Below are 15,079 nucleotides of genomic sequence, written 5' to 3'. Positions count from 1 at the left end.
GTTGCATGAATTTGAAAGCGTTGCCGGCGGAAAAGGGGAATTATCATCTGCGAAATTATGAGGAAACGTACCGCAGCTTCGATTGGAAAGAGGTCGAAGCTGCATTTTCCTGGCATCAGACGGGGAAGCTGAATGCGGCGTACGAAGCGATTGACCGTCATGCCGAATCATTTCGAAAAAACAAAGTAGCGCTGTATTACAAGGACGCAAACCGGGATGAAAAATACACATTTAAAGAAATGATGGAGGAATCGAACCGGGCGGGAAATGTACTGAGACGGTATGGAAACGTGGAAAAAGGGGACCGCGTTTTTATTTTCATGCCGCGTTCGCCGGAGCTTTACTTTATCATGCTCGGCGCAATTAAAATCGGTGCGATCGCCGGTCCTTTATTTGAAGCGTTTATGGAAGGCGCCGTCAAAGACCGCCTCTTGAACAGCCAGGCAAAGGTTGTCGTGACAACACCTGAACTGGCCGAACGGATTCCGGCGGACAGCCTGCCCGACCTCGAGCATATTTTCATTGTCGGCGGCAGCAAAGAAGCGGGAGATAAAATCATTCATTATGATAAAGCGGCTGAGGGAGAAAGCACGAAACTTGATATTGAATGGATGGACAGAAGAGACGGCTACCTGCTTCACTACACATCAGGGTCTACCGGAACGCCTAAAGGTGTGCTCCACGTTCATGAAGCCATGATTCAGCAATACCAGACCGGCAAGTGGGTGCTTGATCTTAAAGAAGACGATATTTACTGGTGCACTGCGGACCCGGGCTGGGTGACCGGGACGGTGTACGGGATATTTGCGCCGTGGCTGAACGGAGCGGCGAATGTGATCGTCGGCGGCAGATTCAGTCCGGAAAACTGGTACGGCACGATTGAGAAGCTCGGTGTCAGCGTCTGGTACAGCGCTCCAACGGCTTTCAGAATGCTTATGGGCGCCGGAGATGAAATGGCATCCAGATTTGACCTTACTTCACTTCGTCACGTCCTGAGTGTCGGAGAACCTTTGAACCCCGAGGTCATCAAGTGGGGACATAAAGTATTCGGCAAGCGCATCCACGACACGTGGTGGATGACAGAAACAGGCGGACAGCTCATTTGCAATTATCCTTGCATGGAGATCAAGCCGGGTTCAATGGGGAAACCGATTCCGGGAGTGGAAGCGGCGATCGTTGACAATCAGGGAAATGAGCTTCCGCCGTACCGAATGGGAAATCTCGCCATTAAAAAGGGCTGGCCGTCGATGATGGATTCCATTTGGAACAACAAAGAGAAATATGATTCTTATTTCATGCCGGGCGGCTGGTATGTTTCCGGAGATTCTGCTTATATGGATGAAGATGGTTATTTCTGGTTCCAAGGCAGAGTCGATGATGTCATCATGACATCCGGCGAGCGTGTCGGCCCGTTTGAAGTCGAAAGCAAACTTGTTGAACATCCGGCGATTGCCGAAGCCGGCGTCATCGGAAAGCCGGACCCTGTCCGGGGAGAAATTATTAAAGCGTTTATCGCGCTCAGAGAAGGGCATGAGCCATCCGATCAGCTGAAGGAGGACATTCGCCTCTTTGTAAAACAGGGGCTTGCCGCGCATGCCGCACCGCGGGAAATTGAATTCAAAGATAAACTTCCGAAAACACGGAGCGGAAAAATCATGAGACGTGTGCTGAAGGCGTGGGAGCTGAACCTGCCGGCAGGCGACCTGTCCACAATGGAAGATTAAAGCCGGCGTTGACATCGTATCTTATTTATGTTAAAAATGAGTAAGCTTCATACGAAAAGGTTTTGATTGAGACAAGTAGGGTATCTGATTGTTCAAGAGAGCTGATGGCCGGTGAAAATCAGCACATAAGATATGCCGAATACACTCATGAACCGCTTTTGCGAACAAAGCCATTCCAAGGCTTTCAGTAGTGAAAGAACGGACACGGTCCGTTATCAAAAAGAGTGATAAAAGCTTTTTTATGCTTTTATTAGTAGGGTGGTACCGCGATTATATCGTCCCTTCGTTTTAAACGAAGGGGCGTTTTTTATTTTCATAAACAAAGGAGCAGACAAAATGACTAACTTATTAGAGGATTTATCATTCCGCGGCTTAATCCAGCAAATGACGGATGAAGAAGGACTGAATAAACAGCTGAACGAAGAAAAAATCCGTTTATACTCAGGGTTTGACCCGACGGCTGACAGCCTGCACATCGGACACCTTCTGCCGATATTGACACTGCGCCGTTTCCAGCTTGCAGGCCATCATCCGATTGCGCTTGTAGGCGGCGCGACGGGACTGATTGGCGATCCGAGCGGCAAAAAAGCGGAACGTACGTTAAATACTCAGGATATCGTTGTCGAATGGTCGCAAAAAATTAAAAATCAGCTTTCCCGATTTTTAGATTTCGAGGCCGGAGAAAACCCCGCTGTCATAGCGAACAACTTTGACTGGATCGGAAAGCTGAGCATCATTGAATTTCTCCGCGACGTCGGAAAGAACTTCGGAATTAACTACATGCTTGCGAAAGATACTGTAAGCTCAAGAATTGAAACCGGAATTTCTTACACGGAATTCAGCTACATGATCCTGCAATCCTACGATTTTCTGAATCTGTACAGAGAAAAGAACTGCAAACTCCAAATCGGAGGCAGTGACCAGTGGGGCAACATCACGGCCGGTCTTGAACTGATCAGAAAATCAGAAGAAGATGGGGCGAAAGCTTTCGGTCTTACCATTCCGCTCGTCACAAAAGCTGACGGCACGAAATTCGGCAAAACGGAAGGCGGCGCCATTTGGCTTGATAAAGAAAAAACATCGCCGTACGAATTCTACCAGTTCTGGATCAATACAGATGACCGCGACGTCGTCAAATACTTAAAATACTTTACTTTCTTATCAAAAGAGGAAATTGAAGCTTATGCTGAAAAAACGGAGACGGCTCCTGAGAAAAGAGAAGCGCAGAAACGTCTCGCTGAAGAGGTGACTGTTCTTGTACACGGCCGCGAAGCGCTTGAGCAGGCGGTTCATATCTCCCAGGCGCTGTTCAGCGGCAATATTAAAGAGCTCTCCGCTCAAGACGTCAAGGTAGGATTTAAAGATGTACCTTCGTTTGAAAAAGACCGCTCTGAAGAACTGTCTTTAGTAGACGTGCTTGTGGAATCTAAATTGTCGCCTTCAAAACGGCAGGCCCGCGAAGACATTCAAAACGGAGCTGTTTACATTAACGGCGAGCGCCAGACGGACATCGGGCATCTTCTGACTGCGGAAGACCGCATTGAAGATCAATTTACCGTACTGCGCCGCGGAAAGAAAAAATACTTCCTGATCACGTACTGAAAATAAAAAGCAGTCCGGCCGCTCAATGCGGCAGGCTGCTTTTTTATGTTTTGTGAATACTGCACGGGGAAATGAGTACAGTACATAGTATAAGCAAAACAGGGAAGGGGTGCTGCGCCGTGAATTTCATGTTTACCATCGCAAAAGAAAGATTGCAGCGGGATCATTGGGAACAGCAGCAAAGCATAAACGCCGAAGCCAAAGCCGAGGAATCAGAGACGGAAGAAGAAAATCCGACATCATAAAGGTAAAGCCTCCATTCTGCGGAATGGAGGCTTTTGATTGTCACCATATCAGCCTGACGGCGGCCATCAGCACGACTCCTGTGATGACCGTGATGGATAAGCTTTTTGTCCGCATCGCGCAAAGCAATGTCGGGATAAGAACGATCATTGCTTTCCAATCAAAGGTCAAAGCGCTGTTTGTTTTCACAATCATGCTTTCCGTTACCAGAGCCGTCAAAATGCAAAGCGGAATAAAGGAGAGCCATTTTAAAGCCAACTCAGGCATCTGAATGTTCCGGACAAATATAAACGGAACAATGCGCGGCACAAGTGTAACAATCATGCAGCCGAGTATAATCCAGATCATTTGTGTGCTGATGCTCATTTGTCCGTCACCACCCCGATCGTTGCCACAATCACGGTTGAGGCGATAACCGCGATGTGTGACGGGACGAAATACGATAACAAGACCATAAAAATGATCATATAGAGAATTAAGGAGAGGCTGTGCTTCAGCTTTTCCGAAGCGGACGACTGCAATTGCAGCACAAGCAGCGCCGCAAACATAGCGGGCAAAGCAAAGTCCAGGCCGAGCGCGTAAGGATCAGATATCCATTGTCCGAGAAGCCCGCCCATTACGCAGGAAATAACCCAGCACATGTAAGCGGTTATATTGAGGCCGTTCATCCACTTATCGTATAACCTGCCGTTCTGAGCCGCTTTGTTCACCGCTACCCCGAAAGATTCGTCAGTAAGCAAAGCCCCGAAGCCGATATTTTTCGCCAAAGAGTATTTCGTGAAATACGGCGCGATGGTCAGGCTCAGCAGAAGGTGCCGCAGATTGACGATAAACGTCGTTAAAATAATGGCGGAAATCGGACTCCCGGAAACAAGGAGCGAGCAAATAATAAATTGGGCGGCGCCGGCATAGACACACAAAGATAACAAACAAATTTCAAGAATGCTTAGATGAGAGGCAACGCCAACGATGCCGAAAGCAAAACCGATGCTCATATAGCCCAGCAGCGTAGGCACACAATCCCGCACCCCCTGTAAAAACGTATCGTTCATTTCCCGGGAAACGGCGGTTTTTTGCACTTCTGTGTTAATCATTTTTTATACTCCTTTCATAGAGATTATAATGATAACGACTAATGAAAAAATCAAAGAAAATACGGTTCACATTTATATGAACCGATTTCCGGTGACGACATGAAATAACGAATGGTTTTGTTTCATCAGGCCCTCAACTTTTTCAGCCCCTACTTCTTTCACAAGCTCCGCGAACATCAGATCGTGCCTCATATATTCCATGGCCACGAGAACGAGAGCGGGATCTTCTGATTTAATGGCCCAGGCATTCGTCTGCGGGGAAAAATTGGCGATTAAGACTTCTTTATTATCGCGGGCAGCTATCGTTAATCTCCCGCCCATCCGTTTCTCCGCCACTTCAGGAGACATATTATGATTTGTCGTATTTCCAAGCTTCACTTCTGGAGGGCCGAACACAATCGAAAAGACGGGCAATTGTTCGGCGGCGCGTTTGTTAGCGGCTTCTTGAATAAAGGGAATCTGCTGTTCCCAGACAGACAGCCACAACTCTTCCTCGGCTTTTTCAATCATATCCTTCATCTCATTGATGACATGATCATTCGTGCTGATGCGGCGGATGACATTCATCTCCTGCTCGCTTTCCAGAGCCAATAACTTTTCCTCAAGGTAGCCGAATGAGCTCTCGAAATCGTGCCGGAGCCGGTCGATTAATTCCTTTCCGGCCAGCGGGGCATATGTAACCGGATCAGACGGCACAATATGGACAGCGCCTTTATCAACTAATTTCCCCAATACTTCATAGATCATTGAGCGGGGGACGCCTGACCTTTTGCTGATTTCATATCCGGTAACAGGCGAGTGTTTCAACAAGCCGATATATGCTTTACATTCATATTGAGAAAATCCAAACTTCTGTAATTCTTTCAGAACATCCTCCATAAACATCCTCCGTAGTGGTTATTCATGAAACTACTATAATGTAAGCGATTATATCTTGTCAATGGGACTTGAGTGCTGAAAGAAAGGTGCGCCTGTTTTGTCGCTTTCCAACTTAGTTTATGGTGAGTTACATGTATGGCTTTTGTGAAAAACGTTGCCGTAGACCCACACGAATGCCGTTTGATACGATAAATTCAAGAAGTTAAAAAGAGGAGGATCACGGTGGAAAACACCTCTAAAATCGCTTTTTTATCGGTTATAAGCAATTCCCTGGTCGTCATGCTCAAAATAGTGGTGGGGATAATAACCGGATCTGTCGCGATACTTTCTGAAGCCATTCATTCTTTTTTAGATTTGATCGCCGCCTTCATCGCCTTTATCTCCGTCAGAATTTCAAAAAAGCCGGCTGATACAGGGCATCCGTACGGTCATGGAAAAGTCGAGAATCTGTCGGGGACTATCGAGACGATTCTGATTTTTGCGGCAGGGATTTGGATGATATATGAATGCGTTCAAAAACTGGTCAACCCGGCGCCGGTTCATCTGCCCGTATTGGGCATTGTTGTGATGCTTGCGGGGGCTCTCATTAATTTGATCGTTTCGAAGTTCGTAAAAAGAGAAGCCGAAAAGGTTAATTCCGTGGCAATGAAATCAAATGCCCTGCATTTACTGACTGACGTGTACACATCATTAGGTGTAGCGGCAAGCCTTTTGGTCGTTACCGTAACGGAGTGGTACATACTTGATCCCGTTATAGGTATGGTGCTGGCGATGTATATCATATATGAAGCGTTTAAGTTAATGAAAGAAGCATTCCCGCCGCTGATTGATACCCGTTTGTCGGAAGAGGAAGAAAAAACAATTTTAAAGATTATTGAAACATTTCAACAGGAATTTATTGAAATTCACGATTTTCGTACAAGACGCTCCGGCCCGCAGGAGTATATTGATTTTCACCTGGTCGTAGCCTCTCACGTGACGATTAAAGACGTGCACGACCTGTGTGACCGCATTGAAAGAGATATTACGAATGAATTCAAACAAGCACAGGTAATGATTCACCCCGAGCCGGAGAGCGAGAGGAAGAAATAAATCGATCTTATGTTTGCGTTTGTTCCCGGCAAAAGGCCCGTTCCCACGGGTCTTTTTGTTGTATAAATGACTATTTCTCGCTCATATGAGAGAGAAGCTTATACACGTGAGGGGTTCATTTCATACGTTATGTTGTAAAGAAAAAGGGAGGTGAACAGAATTGAACGCTATTTCTGTTAAAGAAATTGAACATGGAGTTGCCGTTGCGGAAAGAGAAGGTTTAGGGGAGTATTTATACCAAGAACCGGTTTCTAAAAAATGTTCGCGCCGTTCCCGCAGCAGAAAACGGACACACCGTTCCCGCAGCAGAAGACGGACGCATCACCGGACACACCGCTCCCGCAGCAGAAGACGGACGCATCACCGGACACACCGCTCCCGCAGCAGAAGACGGACGCATCGCCGGACACACCGTTCCCGCAGCAGACGGTCTCATCAAAAACGCACCCGCAAACGCTGTTTTAAATGCTGACTGCAGACTCTATTACAAGTAACGGGGATCTGCTATAATGGCAAGAGAACTGCATAAAAGATCCGGTATCATCATCCGCGGACACTGAACTGACAACATGGCGCTGTTTGTTCGTGTCCGTTTTTTATGTCAAAAAAGATGCCGGAGGATAAAAAGGAAGGGATGACGCCGAATGAAGCTGAATGAGGATTTTTATAACTCTGAAGGAAAGACAGTCTCTTTGCCAAACATAAGCAGCAAGCTTTTGCATATCACGGACAGCGGGCATATCAGCATTGACTTCATCAGCATAAGCAGGCTGCGGAAGGCTTCAAAAATCGCGATCTTAGGTGACAGCGTCGCCCGGGGGCTGCGTGCGGAATACGGCTTTGGTGACATTCTGAAAGACCGGACAAACGCTGAAATAACCAATCTGTCTGTCAGCGGCGTTAACATGAGCAACAACGGAAGCGGTAACATTTATCAGCAGGCGCTTAAAACAAAGGGACATGATGTCATCATTGTTCAGGGAACAGATGATGATTGGTGCAACCACATTCCCATCGGTACAGATGAAAAGGATATCACCACATTTTACGGAGGCTTCTGCCAAGTGATCCAGCAGTTGCGAAGCGGAAATAAAGGCGCGAGCATCATTGTGGTGACCCCAACGAGACAAGCAAAAATATCAAAAGGAAAAATCGTCCGCCGTGATACTGATAAAAATAAACTGGGTCTGAAGCTGGCTGACTATGTGAAAGCCCAAAAAGAAGCCTGCACACTCCTCTCTGTACCGTATGCCGATCTGTTTGATACTGATCTTATCGACCCGTATAATCCCGCTTTCCGCAGCATGTGCATGTCAGAAGGTCTTCATCCGAACGAGAAAGGGCATCAAATCATATTTCAGGAAATCTGCCGGAATTATTATTACTATTATGGGTAACACAGCGCTAACAGATTATTTTCGGCTTTGCTTTTCTAAAAGCTCAATTATTCTTTGAGATGCGTGTTTTTGCGCTCTCAAAAGCGAGACGATATTACCGGTAAAACCGACTAAAATGATAAGCAGCAAAATGATCATCCACATAAGTGAACCTCCCGTCGAGTGTTGAAAAACCCACTCTTTATTTTACTTATTATGGATGGGGGAGAGAATAGGTCTAACTATTGGTGTTTCTTTATAAATCCATAAAAAAAAGCACAGACTGAACGGGTCTGCGCTTTTTTCTCTTATTTCAGCAGGTTCAATGATTCGCGATTAAAGGCTTCCAAATCGTCAGGTGTTCTGCTCGTTACGATGTTATGGCTCACGACGACTTCTTCATCTTTATAATGTGCGCCGGCATTGATTAAGTCTTTGCGGATGCTGCGGAATCCCGTGATATCTTTTCCTTTAAGAAGGTCGGTATCAATCAGCAGCTGCGGGCCGTGGCAGATGGCGAAAACGGGTTTCTGATTTTCCACGAATGCTTTAGTGAATTCACCCGGGCGGTCATCTCCGCGCAGAAGATCCGGTGAAAAGCCTCCGGGAATCAATAACGCATCGAATTCCTTGGGGTCTGCGTCTGAGATCGCTTGATCGATCTTTACTTTCTCACCGTGCTTGCCCGTCACTTCTTTCCCTGCTTCCAAATCTATTGTCACCACACTGTGGCCCGCTTCTTTAAATGCTTCCGCCGGGCTTGTATATTCAATATCCTCAAATTGATCTGTCATCAGAACTGCGATTTTTTTGCTCATACATCATGCCTCCTGTGAATTTGTATATGACAAGAATATCAGGCGGATTCCCGCCTCACAACGTATTTGCTTATGAAAAAAGACCCCTCTGAAAAAGAGGAGCCAAAAGGTACGGAGGTTTGCTGAAACTTACGTGTTTAACTTGAGATAAGGCAAGAAATCGAACCAATTACTTTTTGCGTCTTTTTTTCTGCTTTTTACACCCGCATTTCCCCGGATCGCCCGGATCAATGACTTCGTGAATTGTTTCTTCCTTATAAACGTGGCGGGGAACATAACGGATATGCTCTCTGTTAATGTGTTTGATGGGATGGACGTAAACCACTTCTTTGTCAGTATACTTGTCAGTCACAATATACTTAGGGTCACAGTAATACACTTTCGATTTTTTACCCATTCATCTCACCTCCCGTACTTTATTAAATGCTGACAAGGAGGGTTTTGCATCGGACAAGTACACCATGGCAAGTCCACAATTTTTCAGCTGCAATTTCGTTTTTCTGATTTTTCCTGAATCCGCCTCAAATTGGAACGGCTAACCCTTTTTGAGCGGGGAAATCTATAAAAAAGAATTCAAAAACGATTATTTTCTCAGGTCAATCGAGATGCATACATCTTTAGGGGGATTTTTAGAATGCTCGATGAAAAAACGATTGAAATCATTAAAAGCACAGTGCCGGTCTTAGAAGAGCATGGTGAAGAAATCACAGGCCGATTTTATGACCTGCTGTTTCAGCATCACCCTGAGCTGCTGAATATCTTTAATCAGACAAATCAAAAGAAAAAAACACAGCGTACGGCCTTGTCGAATGCTGTGATTGCAGCCGCAGCCAATATTGACCGGCTGGAAAACATAGTCCCCGTCGTCAAACAAATCAGCCATAAACACCGGAGTATCGGTGTTAAGCCCGAGCATTACCCAATCGTTGGGAAGTACTTGTTAATCGCGATAAAGGATGTGCTAAAAGACGGGGCTGCTCCTGAGGTCATTCAGGCATGGGAAAAAGCATACGGCGTCATTGCAGACGCTTTTATCGGAATTGAGAAGGACATGTATGAACAAGCGGAAACGCAAAAAGGCGGCTGGAAAGACTATAAGGCGTTTCAAATTGATAAAAAGGTAAAAGAAAGCAAAGAGATAACGTCGTTTTATTTAAAACCGGAAGACGGACAAGTTCTCCCCGAATTCAAAGCGGGGCAGTATATCAGTGTAAAAGTATACATTCCGGACACGGGCTATACGCATATCCGCCAGTACAGTTTGTCGGATGTATCCAGTAAGGATTATTACAGGATTTCCGTGAAAAAAGACGGAATTGTTTCTTCATATCTGAATGACCAATTACACGAAAAGGATTCAATTGAGATCAGCGCTCCGGCCGGGGATTTCGTACTAGACTCTGATTCTAAAAAGAATCTGGTTCTCATCAGTGCCGGTGTCGGAATTACCCCGATGATCAGCATGTTAAAGACGGTTGCCAAAACCCAGCCGCAGCGAAACGTTCTCTTTATCCATGCGGCAAGGAGCGGAGAGTATCATGCGTTGCGGCATGAAGCTGAAGAAGCCGCGGAACACTCATCCGTTGACACCCTCTTTATTTACAGCGAGCCGTCCGAACAAGACCGTTCAGAAAACATTCGTTTTCGGGAAGGCCGGATTGACAAACAGCTGTTAGAAGAAGTGATGACAGATAAAGATGCTGATTTTTACCTGTGCGGATCACCGTCGTTCATTAAAGAAATGAAAAAGCTGATTTCTGAATTCAATACACCGCCGGAATCCATTCACTATGAATTATTTGAACCGCAGCTGAGTATGGTGTGATTGGAGAAGGAAGGGCGATGATTTTAATGCATCAAGCACCCGGGTTGGGTGCTTTTTTTATTCTCTTGCAAGGAAGGGCTGAATTAAGTGCCATATTGGTGTTATTGCACTCAGTCAGCTTTCACGGGGCGGTGAACAGCGGCAGGATAAACGACCGATGATGTCAGACATAAGAGAATCGGGACAAATTGAACAGGACGCGGATGTCATTGGGTTTCTTTATCGAGATGATTATTACGACAAAGAAAGCGAAAGCAAAAATATTATTGAGATCATTATAGGCAAGCAGCGAAACGGCCCGGTCGGAACTGTTTCACTGGCGTTCATCAAAGAATACGGGCTTTTTGTCAACCTGGAGCGGCGTTTTGACGATTAGAGATTGGTATGAGGCAGCGCTTCGACACAATTATTACTCACTTATCCTGCTGATCGAAATTTTTGGTGTACGAGAAAAAAACGGTACGGCTGCAGGATTCGGAAGAGGCGCTGAATTTTTATTTGCAAGAGAAATTTAAAGACAGGATGAACGCTTATTTGCTTGAATACGAGAAACTAAAGATCAGGTTAGGATAAAGACTTTTATTGCCGTAAGCGGTAACGACCGGATATTTAAAAGAAATTGATAGCCATTCCGCTTCCGGAAAGCTAAATGATTCAAAAGGAGGGCAACTATTTGAGACTAATAAAATTAGATTCTATAATAGAGAAGGATAAACTTATAATTGACATGGCAAAGTATGAAAATTTTGCTGTCATTGTTTCAAATGGAGAAGCAAAAATGACGCCGCTCCCTGAGCATGGAGAAACAAAAATTGTCACGAGTAAAGGAAAAGTAACCCGTGTTAAGTGGGATGAAGGCGAATTGTTTAGATAACTCAATAGGTTTAACTTAATTTTGAATATTTTCTATTTTATGAGAGGTTGATCTGCTATAATAATCCTAAAAACAATGGGGATTATTATTTTGTTGAATTTTTTATACCAAGTATTATTAATAATTATTACATCCATAGTCACAGCTTATTTTTCCAATAGAGGTCAATATAAAAGAGAGAAGAAATTACGTGATGGGCGATATTTAGAGGAGGCACTCAATAAAGTTTATTCGCCTTTATATAATATAATTATGACAGATGCTTATACACCAAAAGGATATGATGGTCTCTCACACGAACAGATTACAAAAATTAAAGGCATTATTGAAAGTTTTGTGACATTTTGTCCCATTGAGTTAGAAGTTATGGTAAATGATCTCTATGATACTTCAATTAGAATAAATGAAATGGCTAGGATGAATAACTACGAAAGTTCAAAAGTAGACGATGATAAAAGGCTTTATGATTATGTAACAAAAAAATTCACAGAAAAACGGAAGGAATTAGGAATTATTTAATATCTACGTCCAAGACGGAAAGCCTGCGGACACTGATCATTGTACGGATGAAAATCTGTACTTTGGTTGGTGTCCGTTTTTTGTGTTTTGGGAGAGAGCTGGAAAAGTATGCTGATAAAACCGCATAGGATTCATTCCAGAGCGTTTTTCCCCACTTTTGGGGATTAAAGGGTTACAAGACCGAAACGATCCGGGAGCGGCTTAAGGGGAAATAACAGCATATGCAAGATTTAATCATTGAATATAAAAACGCATTGAAAGATGTCAAAAAGACGTACCGGCAGTTATCGCAGGTTGCTGACAGTCTCTTAACCGCTGAACAAAAAAGCGATAAAAAGATCATTGGTGGCATGATTAGCGACCTTGAATATACAATTGAATGGCTGCAGAATGGGAGACAACCCGGTGCCCGCCGTGGTGCTGATCGTAGGGATGTGTATAAAAGGACAATCCTATCTGATCCTCGTTTAATTGATGCACTTCCGGAAGAGTATGCCATCATTCAGGAGCCTGATGGAGAGGTGAGTGATTGGGATAGGGAAAGAATAGAGGATGCTTTATCTGTACTGACAGACCGGGAGAAAGATATTTTTATCATGCACGCTGTGCAAAATTTGTCTTTTGAAGAAATAGCCGCTTTACTCAATATAAAAAAAGGAACCGTTCAAAAAAATATTGAACGATCCCGCTTAAAAATGAAAAATAGAGCAAATGCCAGCCTTTTTTGTTTAGCTTAAACAGGCTGTATTTTTTGATCTTTTATTAATGCCAAGCCGCTCACGTAATGCAAATTGAAGAAGCTGCGAAAAGTTTACACCTTCTTTTTCTGCTGCTTCCGCCAGCCATTTAGGTACAGTTAGTGTTTTTTCACCGCATTTATTTTGAAAAAAATCATTTTGTCTTACGGTTGAGATTAATTTATGAAAGGAACTTTTGTTCGACAAATTTCGCAAATGGCTCCATTATCACGTTCTTTTGCCGATAATAAGGTGGGAGGTGAAACTATTGACTTTTAATGTTGTTTTTAGTTTTGATAATGAAAATTCTAGATCAACTAGAATTGAAGCTGAATCTGCAAGAGCACTGATCGACGAAATTAAGGCATGTAAAGATTGGTACGAATATGAACATAATGGATCAGCCGTTGTAATAAATATGCAGCAGGTCACTTCTTTTAAAGTTAAAAAGAGATAAGTTGTTTTTTTGCACCCTACTGGGTGTTTTTTTATATTCTCTGTAAACTACTTCCGGTAAAATCGTTCGACAAATTTTGCAAACTGTTTCTTTGCTACTATCATTCACCGATAATAATCTGGGAGGTGAATGACATAGACATTATTTCATGGATTCCAGAAAATCTTAGACCAGCTACTTTAACTGCAACTACCACATTATTAGGTGGATTTGTGGGAGCCTGTGTTGCTCAATTTTTTTCACACCGTCTGACATTAAAAAGAGAAAGAAAGAATAGTGAAAGAGTAGTTTATAATGAATTGTTTGCTCCAATTTTATTGGAGATATATATGTATTATGACTATCAAACAGCTTTTAGAAAAGATCATTTTAAAGGTGAAGTAATACAAATATGGGAGAAAGAGAATCAATTAGATAAAATAAATGATCATATAGGAAATAATCTTAAATTTGCTTCTCCAAAGATTATAAGAGCATACAACGCTGTATTGAGATATGAAGCTATGGAGGATATAGCTGGTATTGGTAAAGATCAAGAACAACTAGCTCTTATAGAAGAATTATTGAATGAATTATTGAGAATTTCACCATTTGATAACGAATCTAAAAAAGAACTTTCTAAATATAGGACATATTATTTTTTATTTAGAATGTTAACAAGTTATTTTCATAGTATCGAAGATGCTAAAACGATTTTGACGAATGATTTTTATTTCCAAAACAGCAAATTATCAAGTAACAGAATATATAATAGACTTTTATCAAATACGAATCTGAGATACAAAAAGAGATATGTCCAAACCTTGTTCAGATACAAGAACGAGGAGGATTACTTTATAAAAGTTCTAGCACAAAAAAAGGATCGTAAACCACTTCAAACATTAATGAAGAGGGTACAAGAAGAGAAATGAAGGAGCAAGAGGATTAACCGTTTCAGAGGAAACGTTAAACTATTTCGCCAATGTTTTTTTGTTGAATTATCTCTCCAATTTTAGAAGTTGATTTGTAGGAGGACACAGTGAGAATCTTAAAGAAAATAATTTCTATCTTATGGGTTGGGATGAAAAAGATTTTTAAATTTTTGTTTATACCATCTCGGAATTATTCAGTTAAATATGCTCAATATCTTTTATGGGAATTTGCAATAGGAATAGGTTTAGCTATTATATTTAAACAAAACACGGAATTAATAATACAATATACAGTATTTTTATTCATGAATTTATTAATATTTTCATGTTTATTTTGGTGCCTTACTTTTTTGTATAAATTGCGATATAGAAAAAGCAGGGCTTTTGAAAGAGATCTAAAATATGAAGGATTTTTACATGATTGTTCTGATATAGATGATGTTATATCAGAAGTTGATAATCTCAAAGAATCAATTAATGATTGGGCTGGAACCGACAAGCACACAGCCTTACAAAAAGTTAAAACATTAAGAATATATTATAAGTCTAGTACTACCAAAAAAGCAGAAGACTTTTTAACTAACACATCCATTGGAGTGATTTTAGGATTAATATCGGGTTTAATTCTGAAACCAGAGGTAATGGATACTATAAAAAGTGTATATGGGAATACATTCAACCTTATTAGTAATGCTATGATTAATTACATTAACGCAATAACTCTACTCATGATGGGTCTGATGATAGCAAGTAAGATATTAATAGAAACTCACAGATTAACGAGATCTGCCCAACTGTACGAGGAAGTGTTGGAAAGTGTGGTGGCAGAACTTGAAGAAAAAATAAAAAATGAAAATAGTCTTGGCGCCTAAACTGCGCTGAGGCTATTCACTTTAGGCCGGGCATCTATCTTAGATGCCTTTTTATA

21 protein-coding genes, 3 pseudogenes and 1 other annotated feature are annotated in these 15,079 nt (G+C 42.6%); of the genes and pseudogenes, 16 read left to right on the top strand and 8 right to left on the bottom strand.

Features of this window, described 5'->3' with window-relative positions; all coding sequences use genetic code 11:
- The first annotated feature begins 5 nt into the window (after positions 1-5).
- From acsA to sr7p, 3 genes are all read left to right on the top strand, one after another.
- Positions 6-1,724 (top strand): acetate--CoA ligase, encoded by a 1,719-nt coding sequence (acsA, locus tag G9F50_RS08660; protein ID WP_060562740.1) that lies wholly within the window; start codon positions 6-8, stop codon positions 1,722-1,724.
- A 53-nt stretch (positions 1,725-1,777) separates the two neighbouring features.
- Positions 1,778-2,010, top strand: a binding site (T-box leader).
- A gap of 50 nt (positions 2,011-2,060) precedes the next feature.
- A complete protein-coding gene (tyrS, locus tag G9F50_RS08655; RefSeq protein ID WP_060562739.1) occupies positions 2,061-3,326 on the top strand; it encodes a tyrosine--tRNA ligase in 1,266 nt (421 codons plus the stop codon).
- Positions 3,327-3,445: 119 nt separating this feature from the next.
- Positions 3,446-3,571 (top strand): small protein SR7P, encoded by a 126-nt coding sequence (sr7p, locus tag G9F50_RS20570; RefSeq protein WP_007408768.1) that lies wholly within the window; start codon positions 3,446-3,448, stop codon positions 3,569-3,571.
- A 40-nt stretch (positions 3,572-3,611) separates the two neighbouring features.
- Here the strand turns inward: sr7p and G9F50_RS08650 are convergent, their stop codons facing one another.
- From G9F50_RS08650 to G9F50_RS08640, 3 genes are all read right to left on the bottom strand, one after another.
- The gene (locus tag G9F50_RS08650; protein WP_007408767.1) at positions 3,612-3,935 is read right to left on the bottom strand and encodes an AzlD domain-containing protein; all 324 of its coding nucleotides are present in this window, start codon (positions 3,933-3,935) and stop codon (positions 3,612-3,614) included.
- Positions 3,932-4,663, bottom strand: coding sequence for an AzlC family ABC transporter permease (locus tag G9F50_RS08645; RefSeq protein ID WP_038464177.1), 732 nt, complete (start codon positions 4,661-4,663; stop codon positions 3,932-3,934). The genes G9F50_RS08650 and G9F50_RS08645 overlap by 4 nt, the downstream gene beginning before the upstream one ends.
- A 72-nt stretch (positions 4,664-4,735) precedes the next feature.
- Positions 4,736-5,542 (bottom strand): TrmB family transcriptional regulator, encoded by an 807-nt coding sequence (locus G9F50_RS08640; RefSeq protein ID WP_007408765.1) that lies wholly within the window; start codon positions 5,540-5,542, stop codon positions 4,736-4,738.
- Positions 5,543-5,764: 222 nt separating this feature from the next.
- Between G9F50_RS08640 and G9F50_RS08635 the strand changes: the two genes are divergently transcribed.
- The 4 genes and pseudogenes from G9F50_RS08635 to G9F50_RS08625 all read left to right on the top strand — a co-directional run bounded on the left by G9F50_RS08635 (position 5,765) and on the right by G9F50_RS08625 (position 8,031).
- Positions 5,765-6,634: a cation diffusion facilitator family transporter gene (locus G9F50_RS08635; protein WP_021494460.1), complete on the top strand. Its 870-nt coding sequence runs from the start codon at positions 5,765-5,767 to the stop codon at positions 6,632-6,634.
- 160 nt (positions 6,635-6,794) lie between these two features.
- A pseudogene (locus G9F50_RS20770) lies at positions 6,795-6,845 on the top strand (hypothetical protein); the annotation flags it as partial.
- 47 nt (positions 6,846-6,892) lie between these two features.
- Positions 6,893-7,099 carry a hypothetical protein gene (locus G9F50_RS08630; protein ID WP_165417727.1) on the top strand — a complete coding sequence of 69 codons (207 nt, stop codon included), beginning with the start codon at positions 6,893-6,895 and terminating at the stop codon, positions 7,097-7,099.
- Between the two features lie 179 nt (positions 7,100-7,278).
- Positions 7,279-8,031: an SGNH/GDSL hydrolase family protein gene (locus tag G9F50_RS08625; RefSeq protein ID WP_014418647.1), complete on the top strand. Its 753-nt coding sequence runs from the start codon at positions 7,279-7,281 to the stop codon at positions 8,029-8,031.
- 15 nt (positions 8,032-8,046) lie between these two features.
- On the opposite strand, the gene G9F50_RS20565 is transcribed toward G9F50_RS08625, so the two are convergent.
- The 4 genes from G9F50_RS20565 to G9F50_RS20765 all read right to left on the bottom strand — a co-directional run bounded on the left by G9F50_RS20565 (position 8,047) and on the right by G9F50_RS20765 (position 9,302).
- On the bottom strand, positions 8,047-8,175 hold the full coding sequence (locus G9F50_RS20565; RefSeq protein ID WP_256683608.1) for a hypothetical protein: 129 nt from the start codon (positions 8,173-8,175) through the stop codon (positions 8,047-8,049).
- Between the two features lie 143 nt (positions 8,176-8,318).
- Positions 8,319-8,828: a type 1 glutamine amidotransferase domain-containing protein gene (locus G9F50_RS08620; protein WP_025285115.1), complete on the bottom strand. Its 510-nt coding sequence runs from the start codon at positions 8,826-8,828 to the stop codon at positions 8,319-8,321.
- A 169-nt stretch (positions 8,829-8,997) separates the two neighbouring features.
- Positions 8,998-9,225 carry a hypothetical protein gene (locus tag G9F50_RS08615; protein ID WP_007408759.1) on the bottom strand — a complete coding sequence of 76 codons (228 nt, stop codon included), beginning with the start codon at positions 9,223-9,225 and terminating at the stop codon, positions 8,998-9,000.
- A 5-nt stretch (positions 9,226-9,230) separates the two neighbouring features.
- Positions 9,231-9,302: an SWIM zinc finger family protein gene (locus G9F50_RS20765; protein ID WP_141137932.1), complete on the bottom strand. Its 72-nt coding sequence runs from the start codon at positions 9,300-9,302 to the stop codon at positions 9,231-9,233.
- Positions 9,303-9,462: 160 nt separating this feature from the next.
- Here G9F50_RS20765 and hmpA point away from each other — a divergent pair, with 160 nt between their 5' ends.
- From hmpA to G9F50_RS08585, 6 genes and pseudogenes are all read left to right on the top strand, one after another.
- A complete protein-coding gene (gene hmpA, locus G9F50_RS08605) occupies positions 9,463-10,653 on the top strand; it encodes an NO-inducible flavohemoprotein (RefSeq protein ID WP_060562738.1) in 1,191 nt (396 codons plus the stop codon).
- Positions 10,654-10,747: 94 nt separating this feature from the next.
- A pseudogene (locus G9F50_RS08600) lies at positions 10,748-11,029 on the top strand (DnaB-like helicase C-terminal domain-containing protein); the annotation flags it as partial.
- Complete coding sequence (locus tag G9F50_RS20465) at positions 11,019-11,168, top strand: hypothetical protein (RefSeq protein WP_231945404.1); 150 nt, start codon at positions 11,019-11,021, stop codon at positions 11,166-11,168. The pseudogene G9F50_RS08600 and the gene G9F50_RS20465, both read left to right, overlap by 11 nt.
- Positions 11,169-11,326: 158 nt before the next feature.
- The gene (locus tag G9F50_RS08595; protein WP_012118197.1) at positions 11,327-11,527 is read left to right on the top strand and encodes an XtrA/YqaO family protein; all 201 of its coding nucleotides are present in this window, start codon (positions 11,327-11,329) and stop codon (positions 11,525-11,527) included.
- 90 nt (positions 11,528-11,617) lie between these two features.
- Positions 11,618-12,046, top strand: coding sequence for a hypothetical protein (locus G9F50_RS20560; RefSeq protein WP_012118196.1), 429 nt, complete (start codon positions 11,618-11,620; stop codon positions 12,044-12,046).
- Positions 12,047-12,267: 221 nt separating this feature from the next.
- A complete protein-coding gene (locus G9F50_RS08585) occupies positions 12,268-12,783 on the top strand; it encodes a sigma-70 family RNA polymerase sigma factor (protein ID WP_060562737.1) in 516 nt (171 codons plus the stop codon).
- Here G9F50_RS08585 and G9F50_RS20760 read toward each other — a convergent pair.
- Positions 12,775-12,927, bottom strand: a pseudogene (locus G9F50_RS20760) (type II toxin-antitoxin system HicB family antitoxin); the annotation flags it as partial. The gene G9F50_RS08585 and the pseudogene G9F50_RS20760 overlap by 9 nt on opposite strands.
- 124 nt (positions 12,928-13,051) lie before the next feature.
- Between G9F50_RS20760 and G9F50_RS08580 the strand changes: the two are divergent.
- The 3 genes from G9F50_RS08580 to G9F50_RS08570 all read left to right on the top strand — a co-directional run bounded on the left by G9F50_RS08580 (position 13,052) and on the right by G9F50_RS08570 (position 15,023).
- Entirely contained in the window at positions 13,052-13,240 is a 189-nt protein-coding gene (locus G9F50_RS08580; RefSeq protein WP_023357081.1) for a hypothetical protein, read from the top strand.
- Between the two features lie 125 nt (positions 13,241-13,365).
- Entirely contained in the window at positions 13,366-14,151 is a 786-nt protein-coding gene (locus G9F50_RS08575; protein ID WP_012118193.1) for a hypothetical protein, read from the top strand.
- 107 nt (positions 14,152-14,258) lie between these two features.
- A complete protein-coding gene (locus G9F50_RS08570; RefSeq protein WP_012118192.1) occupies positions 14,259-15,023 on the top strand; it encodes a hypothetical protein in 765 nt (254 codons plus the stop codon).
- Positions 15,024-15,079 lie beyond the last annotated feature (56 nt).

It is taken from the genome of Bacillus sp. EKM206B, assembly GCF_011066015.1.
Lineage (GTDB): Bacteria > Bacillota > Bacilli > Bacillales > Bacillaceae > Bacillus > Bacillus velezensis.
This window is presented reverse-complemented; position numbering and strand designations above follow the sequence as displayed.